Consider the following 15,165-nt stretch of genomic DNA (forward strand, 5'->3'; position numbering starts at 1 on the left):
GATATCCATATTATTCAGTTAGATAATGGAGCTTTTCATTTTAGCCAGCATCTTCAAATACCAGAAAATATCATTTTATTATTTCAACCTCCACACACACCCCAAGTTAATCCAATTGAGCGATTATGGGAGGAAATTAAAAGGCATTTAGCTTGGGAAAGCTTTGGAACTTTAGATGAGTTAAGACAATTTATCTGGAGGCGTTTGGAAAAATTAAACACATCAATCGTTGCTTCTATTACAGGTTGGGATTTTATTCTTGATGCTTTATTTGAATCAAATTTTTCGTGAATTGGTATGACCACTGACAACTGACCACTGACCACTGACAAAACTCCATCCCGCAAGTGGCGTGGAGTTTCCCTTAATATCTATTATCTTCTCCATCCCTTTGCCTTTCTGGACGACGGCGGCGACGGCGTGGTCTTTCTTCTCGGTCTTCACGTAATCGGCGACTCACTTCATTAAAAAAATCTCTTCGTAGACAAGGATAATCATTTACCCATAAGTCATGGCTGGGTATATATACATCGCTAAATTCTTCAATAGTGCTTAAATCTGAGCGATTTGACATCACTATCATTTCGGCAATTTGACCACGAGTAATAACTTTGTGATTTTGACGAAGTGGCGCTTCAAATTCCACGCTAAAACCGGTGTCATCGCCCACTTCTAAGTTAATCCGTTTTTCCCGATTTTCAACAATTACCAAATCACCTTTGCTGTTGACGGTTTCTTGTTTGCCCATCAATCGGTCTGTAATCCACCAATCCAAAATTCTACCACGGAAAAAGCCGCTGTATTTGTAACGGCGGGTTTTTGCATTGCGGACGCTGGCCTGAAACACTGGATACCACAGCCAAAAAAAAGCACCAAAAACCCCCACCAAAAAGATGATTCCACCAAATTCCAGTTTGAAGAAAACTCTAATCAGGAAAATTACAGCTATGGTAACTACAGAAATTAATAGTCGTTGCAAAAAGTTGGCAAATTTCCCCCAGTAGTACTTATATTGCTGGCTAGTGGCTATTAATGGTACAAGTTGTTCAAATTTTTGGCGGGTCAGTGGGACTAACATAGGTGGGGAGTAGGAATTGGGGAATTTGCAGCTTAGAGGATCTTTTCTAATCCATATACTAACGACTTTAGCTGAGAGACTTTACGAATCGCCAGTAAAACTCCTGGCATATAGCAAGAGCGATCGCTTGTGTCATGTCGTAAAGTATAAATTTGACCCGGTGCGCCAAAAATTACTTCTTGATGGGCAATCAGTCCTGGTAAACGCACGCTGTGAATCCGAACACCTTCTTCTGCTACACTGCCTCTAGCTCCAGGTAATTTTTCGGTTTCTTCTACAAGAGCTTGGTTAAAAGGTTTACCTAGTTCGGCTAACAATTGCGCGGTCTGAATCGCCGTACCACTAGGGGCATCAGCTTTTTGATTGTGGTGCAGTTCAATAATTTCTACATGATCAAAATATTGGGAAGCTGCGATCGCTGCTTGTTGCAACAGCACCATTCCTATGGAAAAATTAGGAATTATTAAACAACCAGTACTAGCCTTTTCGGCGAAGTCTGCCAAATTTTGAATTTGTTCTGAACTTAAACCCGTTGTGCCGACTACAGGACGAATCCCGTAGGCGATCGCACTACGAACATTATCATAAACTGAATCAGGATGGGTAAAGTCTACAATCACCCCTGGAGGAAGTTGTCTTTCGCCAGCTACATAGCCCAGCATTGGTTCTAACTGATTAGTAATAGGAACTTCCAGAGGTTCGCTTAAACCCGCTAGTTCTCCAGCGTCTTGACCTTGATGTTCCGGGCTAGTGTCAATTGCACCCATGAGGGTTAAATCCGGCGCTTGCGTCACCGCTTTAATCACTTCGCGACCCATTTTGCCAGCAGCACCATTGATAATAACTGGGATCGGTGTTTGATTAGTCATAAATCAAGAAATGCCTTTTGAGTCAATATAAAGAACTTATAAAATTAAACAACAAAAGTGATAGTGTGTGTATAAATTAATAAACCTGTTGGAGATTAATCCCAACAAAACAAGTTAAAAATTAATATGTTTGCTCAATTTCGTCGCTCATTGAGTCAATTCTTTAATAAATCAAAGACAATCAACAACGAACCTCTAAATAAAGTTAGTCTGGTTGTCATTATTCTGATTGATATTTTCATTCTCATCAATGTTTTTACAGGCTTAGATGATATTAGCAGATGGTATCTTAGTCCTTTGCAGACTTATCCATGTTATTCCGAGTGGCAAAATTATCAGACACAAAATACTCAGGATAAAGACTATAAAATTATCCAGCTTTCATTAAGCTATAACAATACTCAACCTAGCCAACAACAAATTTATCAACAAACAGAAACAGATCATTTAGGCAAAGTCTCTACAACTTGTCTAAAGTATGCAGAATATCAAGAGAAAATTAATAATTCTAAAAATCAGCAAAATATCAATCTTATCAATCAAAAACAAACAAAAATTAATACGCTTAAACAAGCTAATAGCAGTATTCGTCAGCAATATGACTCTACACTTCTAGAAAAGATTGCAGGTCAACCTCGTGAGCAATCAATTAATCAAGTCAGTGCTGAAAAAGCAAAAATTGAATTAGAACAAAATAACCGAAATATTTCTACACTGGAAAAGGAAATCACTAATCTTAAAAATGAACTACTATCTCAACCAGAAACTTCTAGTTTCATAGCCTTTCTTAAAGATAAAGAGCAATTTGCCACACTTAAAAAAGGTTATCAACAAGCATCATTTTGGTATCCCAGTATTCAACTTGCTTTTCAATCTATTTTTCTGTTGCCGCTGATTTTTGTAGCTTTATTAGTTCATAGTTTAGCTCAACGAAAAGGATATGGACTGATCACATTGATAAGCTGGCATTTGCTTATCATCTTTTTTATCCCGCTAATTCTAAAAGTTTTTGAATTTCTGCAAATCGGCGTATTATTTGAGTTTATTATTGATATAATTAGCGTCCTTTTTGGTAGGTTACTTTTCCTCGTTAGTTATATTTATATCTTGTTAGTGCCACTGATAGGTTTTGGGATTATCAAGTTTTTTCAGAAAGTTGTTTTTAACCCTCAAGTCCAGGCAATTAGCAGAGTTCAAAAATCATCCTGTATTCAGTGTGCTAAAAAAATTCGACAGAATGATATTTATTGTCCTTACTGTGGTTATGAACAATATGTCGAATGCCAAAACTGCCATGAACTGACTTACAGAAAATTATCGCACTGTAAACATTGTGGTTATCTACAAGATTCTAATAATTTGTAATTTTTAAGTTCATATAAGTTAATTTTTTTTGTAAATCTCCATCACTTTCGGATTTTTTCCCAAACTATAAGAGGTTGTTTTAAAAATAGTTAGCTGTCAATTTAGGTATTTATTAATCCCTTAAAAAAGGGGGGAAACTTTTGAAAGTTCCCCTTTGGAAGGAGGATATAAAACGTATTGTTACCAATGATAGGACTTTTCAAACATCCTCTAATATTCAAAATCAAGAGAGATATATACAATTTCATTACCCATTCTTAAATATCTGCCTCTATTCTGAGTTGTGTCGATCATCTTAGGTGATGAAAAATGGCATTAAGAAGAATTTTTCTTGTCGGTATTGGAATTATCATGGCGATAGTATTTGGCAGTTTGACACAGATAAAGGGAATTGCCCAATCTTTCACGGATTTAGATTTAGCCGTCTATCATGCTCCAATTCACTATCAAGACACAGATAGCACTAAATACATTGGGGACTACATCACGCGGTTTGACTATGATGGAAATTGGCAAGGAACAAATAATTGGGACAACCTGCAACAATTTGCTCTTAATGCTTATGCCTACTATTCTGTAGTCGAGACTTGTACTCACTGGTTCATCACATATTCTTTTTTCCATCCTCAAGATTGGACTGATATTCCGTTCGACCAGGAACACGAAAATGATTTAGAGGGGAAGCTGGCTATAGTTCGTAAAGACGGTTCAACTTTTGGGAAACTGGAAGGTATTGTAACTGTATTTCATAAAGATTTTTACTCATACACTCCATCTGCTAGTCCTTTAGTAAATGGTGCAGAAAACATTGATGGAACGCTGACCATGAATACCTATAATGGTTCTCTGCACCCGTTGACAACTCAGGAAGCTAAAGGTCATGGTTTAAAAGCCTGGCCTTATACCAGCAATTTTAAAGGAGCCAGCAACGAGGATGGAATTATCTACTATCCTTCTAAAACTACTGCCGAACTTCCCGCTTCAGGCAACGATCGCAATGTACAATATCTCTTACTTGATGTCTTTGCTTCTAATGGAATGTGGCAGCGCCAATTAAATGAAGCCTCTTTATCAAGTTCTTCAGCATTAACTTTTGCCAGTTGGGGAACGTTTAAAGGAGACACTAGTGGCGGGTGTGGTGCTGGTACGCCAACTTGCAGCACAAATTCTGCTAATGCACCTTGGGGTTGGGATGATTCTAATGATGGCTCAGTATACAAGGGTGAAATGGCTTTAGACCCGGCTCACCTAACTGATGTTTACTTTGATGGTCTTGGAAATTTTGATACAACATATATCCGCAACCAATTTATTCAAGATTTAAAAGATAGAGGATACAACTCAGCAAATCTTCCTCAAGGCTGGCCTACCCAAATCAACCTTAATTCTCTAATTGGTAAGCTCAAAAACCAATGCTTTTAGGTAGTTGAATTTTTGTCAAAACTCAAGCTATCTAATTTCAGTTTGGGCTAGTAAAAAGTTTGAAAGGCCTCCAGTAACACCTAAAAATTTAAACAAGATTTTTAGGTGTTACGTCCTTGAGAAAGTCTTTGAATTTCTGCTTGAAGATTGGCTCTTGCAGATTGTTCTGCAACCTCAAACATTAGAGGCGTAAAATATATATACTGTCTTTGTAAAAATTTTTCTAAAACTTGCTTGCGACCCATAACATAGTCGGTTTCTGGTACCCAAGCGTATTCTTGACGAATAGCATTAGCGTACTCTTGATAATCAACTGAATCAGCAGCCAAAATCGCCAAATCTGCATCTAATAAAATGTGGCTATCAATATCATCTGCTGTAGCTTTGTGATATTTAGTGTTCAGAATAAGACGATTAACAGTAGTTATATAACTAATAGGAATTTCCAGATTATTCATTAACTTACAAGCATATTCGGCACTTTTTTCTTCATTATCTAAAGCTCTAGTGTCATAAATAGCATCGTGAAACCAAGCTGCAAGTTGTACAGCAGGCAAATTTGGGGTATTAGCTTGCAAAGTCTGAATTTTATTCAGGACGTAATGTATATGTTGCAGTGTATGGTAATAACGACCCGTGGTAGAATATGCCTCAACTAATTGGGCAAAGGTTGATTCAACTTTTAATTGGTCAACCTCAAAGTATTGGAGTGTTTGCTGCCACTGATTAAATAAAATATTTGTGAGTTTAGCTGCGGGCATATCAGTTAACCGCACCGCAATGAATGCCAATACCTCCAGCCCTGCACAATACTTTTACTGGGCAAACTGAGCAGCGATCGCATCGGTCTTGGCTGCCATAATAAAATCATTGCGATGCAATCCTTGAATCGCGTGTGTCCACCAAGTAACTGTTACTTTGCCCCATTCGGTTAATAAAGCGGGGTGATGTCCTTGTTTTTCAGCTTCTTCACCCACTTTTTGAGTGAAAGTCAGTGCTTGTTTAAAATCGGGAAACTTATAAATGCGTTGTAAACGTTTCTCCCCATTCTCCTCAATCATCTTCCAATCGGGTATCTGGGGCTGAAGTTCAGCAATTTCTGCTTCAGTTATCGGCGGTGAACCACCACTACAAGGAACACAAGTCTGTGGTAATAAGGTTTCCATTATTCCTACTCCTTTAAAAACAGTAACATTTTCCCGACGCTGACCCTTTCAGGTACAGCGCGGGACTTATAGCTTAGTCAATCGAAATTGATTGAGGGCCAGTACCCTTGCCATTATGCACTTCAGTACTGAGGCTAGGATAACTGTTAGGGCGAGTCTGTTGATCTAGCCAACTTTTAACAGGATCATCTGCCAGATTGAGTCTAAGCACACCAGAAACAAACCCGCCCAAAAATGAGACTGGGTGTTGGGTAAATTGTTTAAATATTGGTGACAATTCATCAATAAACATTTTATGAGTCTCCTGGTATTGCCGTAAAAAATTATCACTTCTTAATTGATCGTAACCTGGAAAGTGATATTGGGCATTGGACATCGGGCATTAGGAAAAGTTCTATTCCTCTACTCCCTAGCCCTTAGCCCCTAGCCCCTTATGACATTGGTTGCTGAGCTGGAAACATACATTTATCAGAGTCACAACCACTAGGGCCAGCCTCAGCCAACTCACCTAAATCATAGCGACTGAGAACTGCACAGAAATCATCTGTTTTCCGCCGTGCTTTGACATCTTGATTCAAAAGCTCGTAGGCTGTTTTATCTATTGGCTCAAATGGTAAACGTGGAAATGATTGCAAATCGTCAAAACGGGCTAAAAGAGCTGCTGAGATATATCCCTCATCATTCTTGATTGCTTCGTAGATACGTTGTCCTAAAGATTCGACTTCCTCAGATCGCAGTTCCAGTGTTGCTGATGTATTATGTGTTACATAATGTTGTTGAACTTGGAGAACAAAATCAAATTGAGCTGAGACGGAAAACTTAGAAACATCAATTTTATCTGCTCCTGGTAAATCAGCCCAAGATACAGCAACCGGAATTTCTACTAGCCATTCACTAACACGAGAATCAAAAGGATCATTTAACAAATTTCCTTGTTCATCTTTATCAGATTGGGAAGGAATGACATTGTAACCGTAGTCAATACAAGCTAAAGCTACCGGGTCATTTTTGCCAAAAGTGATCCGCCGAATAAATCTTTGTGCCTTGGGGGGATGCCATCCGGAACTAGCACCAGTTAGTAAAGCTTTAGTGCCACTAGGCTGGACTGTAGTGCAGCGATTGGGACGTTTTAGATCATGGCGATCGCAATATTCCCACACAACTCGATGTACAGCATCTCTCCAGAAACTGAGATATTTTTTTTCCTGGTGCTTAAATTCTAATCCTTGAGTAGTTGCGGGTCTTCCTTCCTCCCACCAACGCAACCAATCAACACCAAAAGCATGAACAAAGAAATCGAATAAGCCTGTGAAAGAAACACCCACAATTGGGTCTAATTCACGGCTATATTGATAGCGTGGTTCTAAAAATTTATGATTCAAAAGTGCTGCTACAGATAAAGCCCCAGCGGTGAAAGCTTCCTCTTGTTCTTTATAGTTATGTGGGTCAATTTGATTGAGGTGAACCTCAGACAAGTTACAGTGGAAGTTACTGCCGATAATTTCCATTTTTGTTACCCTAGAGGCTTTTTATCCTCTAGTTCTATGAGTTCTGAATTCCTCATAGATCCGACTATATTTTCTACTAACGAAAAATAGCATTAGTAGCCGGGGACTCGTGGAGCCGTTGTGAACAACGGAGGTAAAACCCAGATTATATTCTTTTTAAACTCCAAATTTTATTGATAATTTAAAAAGGTTCACTCTCTAGTCTGTACGGTGTCAAAGATATTTTAATTCCTTTGATTACCTCGGTATTCCCATCGCAGGGTTCACCGATTTTCCCCGGTGTTTAACGTGAGGCAAAATCACTTACCACACGGATTTAAACCGTAACGAGCTAAACGATGTTCTAGTTCTTTGGCATCCAAATCAGGGTAGCGTGCTTGTAACCACTGTTTTGCTGTTCCTTGTTCGTAAGATTTCAAGAAATCAACTTTTAAAGCTTGTGTTGGTAGCAAATCACAGTTGGAGCGAGCTACAGCTTCACCAGCCCATTGAATCGCACCTTCGCCACTGTAATACTGTTTGCGGACAGCATCAACACATTCTTCTAATGTGGGCTTACGGTGAAACACTCTGGTATGGTTTGCCATCCGTAATGCATCACGCTCAGGATCAATGCGCCAGTTGCCATTTTCATCCTGTTGCCATAGGTTATCTTTAGCAGTGGCTCCTAATTGATCGTCAGCTTTAAATTGACGCATTCCCGCGCTTCTTCTAATATTACCTGCAACAATTGTTACAGCAGCCTGATCAATTAACAAACAGCATTCAACTGAATTTAATTGTCTTCCTATGGCTTTATTGAGGATGGATACACAACACTGATAAAGTCCTGGCAACTTCACAGGATTAGCAACCCCTCCAAAGCCGTTCAGAGTTTCTCCGGCTTGACGAACATCACTTAGATCAACGACTACTTCCACTTGTGTGGAGAATCGTTCATCTGTGGAGAGTTCTAACAAGCTTTTATAGGATTCCACCCAACCTTCACGGCTATCTCCCACATGGATAGTAACATTGTTACCTTCTATACTAGTTTGGGTGTATTCACGACGTAATTCTTGGGGCGTGCTACCAATTTCTCCATTTACCGTCACATTTAAGTAATTACGGATGGCAGGTAATTGATTAATATATTGCGGTTCTATAACGGCTCCAGTACCACAACCCATCATAGCCAAATCCATCATCAACCCGAAGGCACTCCAGTCTTGCAGGTTGGTGGAGGTGCAATTATAAGCCCCAGAAAAGTTTTTGGGTTTGGTAATCCAGTCTGTACCTCCTACCCATAACCAGCGGCCGCTGGGTAAGGCTTTGAGGTTTCGTTGCATGTTCTCTAGGATGGCAATTTCTGCTGGGTTGAGTTTACCCAGTTCGATGATGCCTTGGATGGTGCGATCGCATACCTCATCCCATGTTTCTCTTAGCCCTGCCTTTGTGCGGCGGCTGTAAGTTCTAAAAAATACTGGATTAGCCGCTGGCGCAGTTTCCGGAAACTGCGTACTCTGACGTTTTCTTTCAAGCTCTCGAACCATAAATTAGGTATCTTGCGTTCTTGTTGGGTGCGGACAGATTATGACTATACGCCAAGTGGAATTAGGATTAAAGATTGCAAAATTTTCCACTTTACGCTACTCCTCCACCCGTAAGAATTGCAACAAAATTGATCATGTATAATATGTCTTTGCTATAGCTCGAAATCCCTACTGAGTTGCAATTATCAACAGTATTTTGGTGGTGGATATAGAAAATTTCATAGCCTAATTTTAGCTAAATAGGCAAGAAGTCACACACTTTAAACCAAGATGAGAGTCTATAAAAGGTGATCGGTTAATCCTGTCTCATCGGCATTTCATCCCACAGCCAGAAGTGAAAGTTTTTACGCTTATCTACTATAAAAAGGGAAATATACCTCACATAGCTCATCAGATATAACCGTCGTTGTTGAAGAGGAAAAATGAGGTCATAGCCTAGCTAGAGTTCTGGAAGTCGTCATGTATGAACTAGTTCAATCAGTCTTCAATAGTGATGAAAAAGCTGATCTGCATCAGTTAATCGATGTTTTAAGAGCTTCAGGTAAGTTTTACTTCCTCAGAAACGAAATTTTACAAGTTTTTGCCGACTATTGTCAGCAAGCTCAAAAGCCTGCCTACTTTTACTACTCTTCTGCGATTGGTAAACTAATTAACTACACCCATGAAATAATTCTAGAAGCAGAAAGTAGTTGGTTTGTCGTCCGACCGAGGATTGCTAGTCAACAGATGTGGCAATTAAGACCTGATTTTACTGGGTTTGATATAATGACACCCCAGGCATTTTTAGATGTGAGCGATCGCTTAGTCAACCGTTACCAACCTCACATCCTCGAAATCGATCTCCATCCCTTTTATCAGGGTTCACCCACAATCGACGACCCCAGAAATATTGGTCAAGGTCTAGCTTTTCTCAACCATTACTTGTGCAATCAATTATTGACTGACCCTGAGTATTGGTTAGAGGCGTTGTTTAAGGCGCTACATCAACTACATTACAATAGTATTCCTTTACTGATTAGCGATCGCATTTCTTCAGGTACTCAGTTAGCCAAACGAATTAAGCAAGGTCTTAACTTCCTCAGTCAACAACCCCCTAACGAATCCTACGAGAAGTTTCGTGTTGACCTCCAAGAACTTGGCTTTGAAGCGGGTTGGGGTAATACTGCTGCGCGAGTCAGCGAAACCTTAGAACTTTTAGAACGACTAATTAATAACCCCCAACCTGCTATCCTTGAAGCATTTGTGTCCCGTGTTCCGGCTGTTTTTCAGGTTGTTCTCATTTCTATACACGGCTGGGTTGGTCAACAAGATGTTTTAGGACGAGATGAAACACTTGGTCAGGTAATCTATGTTCTCGAACAAGCTCGTAGCTTAGAAAATAAATTGCGTGAAGAAATCAAACTTGCTGGTCTTGACCTGCTGGGTATTAAACCCCATGTGATTATTCTCACTCGGCTAATTCCTAACTGCGAAGGAACAGAATGTAACCTGCGTTTAGAAAAAGTCCAAAATACTGAAAATGCCTGGATATTACGCATTCCTTTTAGAGAATTTAATCCCGAAGTTACCAACAACTGGATTTCTAAATTTGATATTTGGCCATATTTAGAAACATTTGCTCAAGATGCAAAAACAGAACTACTAGCTCAATTTAAGGGTCGTCCTAATTTGATTATTGGTAACTATAGCGACGGCAATTTAGTAGCCTCCCTATTATCCCGCAGCCTCAAAGTTACTCAGTGCAACATTGCCCACTCCCTAGAAAAACCGAAATATTTATTTAGTAATTTATATTGGCAAGACTTAGAAGATCAATATCATTTTTCAGCTCAATATACCGCTGATTTAATCAGCATGAACGCAGCCGATTTTATTATCACCTCATCCTACCAAGAAATTGTGGGGACACCAGACTCGATAGGCCAGTACGAGTCTTATAAATGTTTTACAATGCCCCAGCTGTATCATGTAATCGATGGAATTGATTTGTTTAGTCCTAAATTCAACATGGTAACGCCGGGAGTAGATGAAAAAAACTTCTTCCCCTATACTCAAAAAGAAGATAGAGATCCTAGCCTCAGCACCGAAGTCGAAGACTTAATTTTTAATCGTGAAGACCCCGATATTTTGGGGACTTTGGATAACCCCAACAAGCGACCAATATTTGCTGTTCTACCGATTACTTCTATTAAAAATCTTACTGGATTAGCTGAATGTTTTGGCAAAAGTCAGGCTTTGCAAGAGCGTTGCAACCTAATTATTTTAACTAGTAAATTGCATCCAGATGCAGCGACAAACCTAGAAGATGCCCGCGAAATTCAAAGGCTTCATGACATTATTAATCAGTATCATCTTTACGGCAGTATTCGCTGGTTAGGAATGCGCCTCCCTATCAGTAACATTGGTGAAGCATACCGAATAATAGGCGATCGCCAAGGAATTTACATTCATTTTGCTCTTTTTGAAGCCTTCGGTCGCAGCATTTTAGAAGCCATGATCTCTGGATTACCAACTTTTGCTTCTAAATTTGGTGGTGCTTTAGAAATTATCGCTGATCGAGACAATGGATTTCATTTAAATCCTACAGACTTAGAAGGAACAGCGAAGAAAATTTTGGATTTTCTTGATCAATGCGATACTCACCCCGAACACTGGTATGAAGTTTCCGAGTGGATGAGTCAGCGAATACGTAATAGTTATAATTGGCAACTACACACCAGTCAACTGTTATCGCTAGCTAAAATGTTTAGTTTCTGGAACTTTATCGCCCCAGAAAATAACGAATCTAGAGATCGCTACATGGAAACCTTATTTCATCTTATTTATAAACCCAGAGCAGAAAAGATTTTAGAAAAACATCTTGAACGATAATCAACATAATTCTTAACATTTTCTCTGCTTTTAGCCAGATGAAAAATTATCAAGATTGAATAAAATTTTTCGGAAATTGGATCTTAGCAAAGATATTTAAAATGGATACAAAAAGTCCGGCTCGTCATTTTATCTATACAGATTGGATATTAATTGAAACCCAGTTTGATCCTGAGCAGCTGCACTCCAGGGAAACCCTGTTTACAATTGGCAATGGATTCTTAGGAACACGGGGAAGTTTTGAGGAAGGCTATATTCGTGCCTTGCCAGCCACTTTCATCCACGGGGTTTACAATGATGTTCCTGTAGTGTACACAGAACTTGCCAACTGCCCTGACTGGTTACCATTAGTGGTAATAATTAATGACGAACGCTTCCGTCTGAACCAGGGCGAAATCTTGCGGTATGATCGCCAGCTTGACCTGCGTCAGGGCCTTGTCAGTCGTTCTTTGCGTTGGCGTAGTCCCAGCGGAAATACCGTAGACATCCATTTTGAACGTTTTGCTAGTCTAGCGGATCAGCATGTGTTAGGGCAGCGCTGCCAAATAACACCCCTAAATTTTGATGGATTAATTGAAGTTCAAGCTAGCATCAATGGTTATCCCGAAAATCAGGGTTTTAATCACTGGGAAGATTTAGACCAAGGTAAGACAGACCAAGGAATCTGGTTCCACAGCCGCACTCGAAAATCTCGGATTGATATTGGCATGGCAGCTAAGATGACAATATCTGGGGTTGAAGCGTCGTTACAAGTTAACACTGCACCAGGCTATCCGACCTTGAGCGCCTCCTTTTTGGCTACATCAGAGCAGACTGTTACCATAGAAAAGCTAGTTACAGTTTTTACATCGCAAGAGATAGATGCACCAGTTTTAGCAGCTCAAGAAAAACTCGCCCATTTGCCAGATTACGCAATGCTGCTCAATGCCAACCAACAAGCATGGGATGAGGTTTGGCAAGATAGCGACATCGTGATTGAGGGAGATAGCACAGCTGCTTTTGCTGTCCGCTACAATCTTTTTCAGCTGCTAATTGCTGCCCCACGCCATGATGACAAAGTAAGTATTCCCGCTAAAACTCTTTCGGGGTTTGGCTATCGCGGCCATGTATTTTGGGATACAGAAATTTTTATTCTCCCCTTCTTTACTTTTACCCAACCAGACTTAGCCCGCAACTTACTCAGTTACCGTTATCACACCTTAGATGGAGCGCGACGCAAGGCAATTCATTCTGGGTATCAGGGGGCGATGTTTGCTTGGGAAAGTGCTGATACCGGAGATGAAGTTACACCACGGTGGTCACTTCCCAATGATTTTTATGGTGAAGATGTGCGGATTTGGTGTCGCGATCGCGAAATTCATATTAGTGCAGATATTCCCTACGCCATTTGGTATTATTGGCAAGTCACTGGTGATGATCAGTGGATGCGAGACTGTGGTGCAGAGATTGTTTTGGATACCGCCGTCTTTTGGGGTAGTCGGGTTGAGTTCAATTCTCAAAATGAACGCTATGAAATTCGGAGCGTAATTGGGGCGGATGAATATCACGAGTTAGTTCACAACAACACTTTTACTAACCGGCTGGTGCAATGGCATTTAGAAAAAGCCCTCATAGTTTATGATTGGCTGCATAATAATTTCCCCGAACGAGCTGCTGAATTAGAAAAAAAATTGCAACTCACCTTAGAGATGCGATCGCACTGGCAAGATATCATTAGCAAAATCTGGATTCCCTACGACTCCTCAACGGGACTGATTGAGCAGTATGAAGGATTTTTTCAATTAGAAGACATCAATTTAGAAGAATACGAACCTCGCGAGCGTTCAATTCAAGCCATTTTAGGCATTGAAGCAACCAACAAGCGCCAAGTACTGAAGCAACCAGATGTATTGATGCTTTTATATTTAATGCGGGAATCTGCGGATTATCCCTACAACCAAAAAGCCTTGCAGGCAAACTGGGATTACTACGCACCTCGCACTGATATTACTTATGGTTCATCTCTGGGCCCAGCAATTCATGCCATCTTAGCCTCAGATTTAGGTAAATCAAGGGAAGCTTACGAACGGTTCATGCAAGCGGTAATGGTAGATCTCGAAGATAGCCGGGGTAACACCGCTGACGGGATTCATGGGGCTAGTGCTGGTGGTATTTGGCAGGCTGTAGTTTTTGGATTTGGTGGTATCCAATTTAAAGACAGTAAACCCGTAGCAAATCCCCACCTACCTCCTGGCTGGACACGCTTGAAGTTTAAGTTGCATTGGCGCGGTCAATGGCATGAATTTGATTTGCGTTCTCAACAAATCACTCAAGAGGAAAACAATAGAGGATTTATCTTGTTTGCTCCACAGGCCAACTCTTCATCTGCCTTATCTTCTCCATCTCTACACAACCCTGACATCCGGGGAGTGATTTTCGACCTCGATGGTGTATTGACTGATACAGCAGAATACCATTATTTAGCCTGGCAGCAGCTAGCAGATGAAGAAGGTATTCCTTTTAATCGCCAAGCTAACGAACCGTTACGGGGGGTGTCCCGTCGTGCTTCACTGATGCTGATTCTTGGAGACAGGCAATATTCAGAACCAGAAATCCAAGAAATGATGGAGCGTAAAAACCACTACTACGTAGAACTAATTCAAACCATCTCGCCCAAGGATTTATTACCAGGAGCGATCGCTTTGTTGGACGAACTACGGCAAGCTGGAATTAAGATAGCCATTGGTTCAGCGAGTAAAAATGCCCGTATGGTTGTGGAAGGATTGGGTATTGCTGATAAAGTAGATGCGATCGCAGATGGTTATAGTGTAGAACGACCCAAACCAGCACCTGATCTATTTTTGTACGCCGCCAACCAACTAGGATTAGAACCGCAGCAATGTGTAGTTTTTGAAGATGCAGCAGCGGGGATTGAGGCCGCACTAGCGGCTGGGATGTGGACGGTAGGACTCGGTCCACCTGAGCGTGTCGGAGCATCTCATATTGTCCTCCCCAACCTAGCAGGTGTTAAGTGGGCAGAGTTACAAGCCAAATTGAGCGATGTTAGTAAACAAAAACGATTGAGTTAATGTTTACTTAAGAATTTTGAATTGGGTAATAAATTTTGATGTTATTCAGTTATTAGTTGTGAATTTTAGTATAAATCTTAAAATTCACAACTGATTCTGCGAGGAGTTATGCTGCTAACTGAACGTCGCGCTGATCGGGTAGTTCTTTACAACATCAGTTGGCAACAATTTGAAAACTTATTATTAGATTTAGGTGAAAGTCGTGCAGCTAGGGTGGCTTATGATGATGGCACGTTAGAGATTATGACACCATTACCAGAACATGAATATTTTAAATAAATAATTG

Annotated in this window: 11 protein-coding genes and 2 pseudogenes; 6 read left to right on the forward strand and 7 right to left on the reverse strand. The window is 40.3% G+C overall.

The features are described from left to right. A partial coding sequence (locus tag I8751_RS27295) for a transposase (RefSeq protein ID WP_214440854.1) occupies positions 1 to 291 on the forward strand: 291 nt, incomplete at its 5' end. A 73-nt stretch (positions 292 to 364) separates the two neighbouring features. Here I8751_RS27295 and I8751_RS27300 read toward each other — a convergent pair. Both I8751_RS27300 and dapB read right to left on the reverse strand, forming a co-directional pair. Beyond that, positions 365 to 1,078 carry a phosphate ABC transporter permease gene (locus tag I8751_RS27300; RefSeq protein WP_214442224.1) on the reverse strand — a complete coding sequence of 238 codons (714 nt, stop codon included), beginning with the start codon at positions 1,076 to 1,078 and terminating at the stop codon, positions 365 to 367. Positions 1,079 to 1,110: 32 nt separating this feature from the next. Further along, positions 1,111 to 1,947, reverse strand: coding sequence for a 4-hydroxy-tetrahydrodipicolinate reductase (gene dapB, locus I8751_RS27305; RefSeq protein ID WP_214442225.1), 837 nt, complete (start codon positions 1,945 to 1,947; stop codon positions 1,111 to 1,113). Positions 1,948 to 2,073: 126 nt separating this feature from the next. Here dapB and I8751_RS27310 point away from each other — a divergent pair, with 126 nt between their 5' ends. Together I8751_RS27310 and I8751_RS27315 are read left to right on the forward strand one after the other, a co-directional pair. Then, on the forward strand, positions 2,074 to 3,312 hold the full coding sequence (locus I8751_RS27310) for a hypothetical protein (RefSeq protein WP_214442226.1): 1,239 nt from the start codon (positions 2,074 to 2,076) through the stop codon (positions 3,310 to 3,312). Between the two features lie 309 nt (positions 3,313 to 3,621). Then, positions 3,622 to 4,734, forward strand: coding sequence for a hypothetical protein (locus I8751_RS27315; RefSeq protein ID WP_214442227.1), 1,113 nt, complete (start codon positions 3,622 to 3,624; stop codon positions 4,732 to 4,734). A gap of 101 nt (positions 4,735 to 4,835) precedes the next feature. Here the strand turns inward: I8751_RS27315 and I8751_RS27320 are convergent, their stop codons facing one another. The 5 genes and pseudogenes from I8751_RS27320 to nrdJ (I8751_RS27340) form a co-directional block, all read right to left on the reverse strand. Beyond that, positions 4,836 to 5,495 carry an HD domain-containing protein gene (locus tag I8751_RS27320; RefSeq protein ID WP_214442228.1) on the reverse strand — a complete coding sequence of 220 codons (660 nt, stop codon included), beginning with the start codon at positions 5,493 to 5,495 and terminating at the stop codon, positions 4,836 to 4,838. Positions 5,496 to 5,549: 54 nt separating this feature from the next. Next, on the reverse strand, positions 5,550 to 5,900 hold the full coding sequence (locus tag I8751_RS27325) for a 4a-hydroxytetrahydrobiopterin dehydratase (protein ID WP_214442229.1): 351 nt from the start codon (positions 5,898 to 5,900) through the stop codon (positions 5,550 to 5,552). A 73-nt stretch (positions 5,901 to 5,973) separates the two neighbouring features. Further along, the gene (locus I8751_RS27330; protein ID WP_214442230.1) at positions 5,974 to 6,192 is read right to left on the reverse strand and encodes a hypothetical protein; all 219 of its coding nucleotides are present in this window, start codon (positions 6,190 to 6,192) and stop codon (positions 5,974 to 5,976) included. 139 nt (positions 6,193 to 6,331) lie between these two features. Next, positions 6,332 to 7,405 (reverse strand): annotated as a pseudogene (gene nrdJ / locus I8751_RS27335) (ribonucleoside-triphosphate reductase, adenosylcobalamin-dependent); the annotation flags it as partial. Positions 7,406 to 7,710: 305 nt separating this feature from the next. Then, positions 7,711 to 8,940 (reverse strand): annotated as a pseudogene (gene nrdJ / locus I8751_RS27340) (ribonucleoside-triphosphate reductase, adenosylcobalamin-dependent); the annotation flags it as partial. Between the two features lie 459 nt (positions 8,941 to 9,399). Between nrdJ (I8751_RS27340) and I8751_RS27345 the strand changes: the two are divergent. The 3 genes from I8751_RS27345 to I8751_RS29915 all read left to right on the forward strand — a co-directional run bounded on the left by I8751_RS27345 (position 9,400) and on the right by I8751_RS29915 (position 15,158). Beyond that, the gene (locus I8751_RS27345) at positions 9,400 to 11,811 is read left to right on the forward strand and encodes a sucrose synthase (RefSeq protein WP_214442231.1); all 2,412 of its coding nucleotides are present in this window, start codon (positions 9,400 to 9,402) and stop codon (positions 11,809 to 11,811) included. 101 nt (positions 11,812 to 11,912) lie between these two features. Beyond that, the gene (gene pgmB, locus I8751_RS27350) at positions 11,913 to 14,879 is read left to right on the forward strand and encodes a beta-phosphoglucomutase (RefSeq protein ID WP_214442232.1); all 2,967 of its coding nucleotides are present in this window, start codon (positions 11,913 to 11,915) and stop codon (positions 14,877 to 14,879) included. A gap of 108 nt (positions 14,880 to 14,987) precedes the next feature. Beyond that, positions 14,988 to 15,158 (forward strand): hypothetical protein, encoded by a 171-nt coding sequence (locus I8751_RS29915; protein ID WP_225894453.1) that lies wholly within the window; start codon positions 14,988 to 14,990, stop codon positions 15,156 to 15,158. The last annotated feature ends 7 nt before the right edge of the window (positions 15,159 to 15,165 follow it).

This window comes from Atlanticothrix silvestris CENA357 (assembly GCF_016056295.1).
GTDB classification, from domain to species: Bacteria; Cyanobacteriota; Cyanobacteriia; order Cyanobacteriales; family Nostocaceae; genus Atlanticothrix; species Atlanticothrix silvestris.

What these genes read in the sequence shown, in the direction of transcription:
- dapB (WP_214442225.1), bottom strand. Translation starts at nt 1,947, where the DNA reads ATGACTAATCAAACACCGATCCCAGTTATTATCAATGGTGCTGCTGGC.
- pgmB (WP_214442232.1), top strand. Translation starts at nt 11,913, where the DNA reads ATGGATACAAAAAGTCCGGCTCGTCATTTTATCTATACAGATTGGATA.
- I8751_RS27345 (WP_214442231.1), top strand. Translation starts at nt 9,400, where the DNA reads ATGTATGAACTAGTTCAATCAGTCTTCAATAGTGATGAAAAAGCTGAT.
- I8751_RS27310 (WP_214442226.1), top strand. Translation starts at nt 2,074, where the DNA reads ATGTTTGCTCAATTTCGTCGCTCATTGAGTCAATTCTTTAATAAATCA.
- I8751_RS27315 (WP_214442227.1), top strand. Translation starts at nt 3,622, where the DNA reads ATGGCATTAAGAAGAATTTTTCTTGTCGGTATTGGAATTATCATGGCG.
- I8751_RS27330 (WP_214442230.1), bottom strand. Translation starts at nt 6,192, where the DNA reads ATGTTTATTGATGAATTGTCACCAATATTTAAACAATTTACCCAACAC.
- I8751_RS27300 (WP_214442224.1), bottom strand. Translation starts at nt 1,078, where the DNA reads ATGTTAGTCCCACTGACCCGCCAAAAATTTGAACAACTTGTACCATTA.
- I8751_RS27325 (WP_214442229.1), bottom strand. Translation starts at nt 5,900, where the DNA reads ATGGAAACCTTATTACCACAGACTTGTGTTCCTTGTAGTGGTGGTTCA.
- I8751_RS27320 (WP_214442228.1), bottom strand. Translation starts at nt 5,495, where the DNA reads ATGCCCGCAGCTAAACTCACAAATATTTTATTTAATCAGTGGCAGCAA.
- I8751_RS29915 (WP_225894453.1), top strand. Translation starts at nt 14,988, where the DNA reads ATGCTGCTAACTGAACGTCGCGCTGATCGGGTAGTTCTTTACAACATC.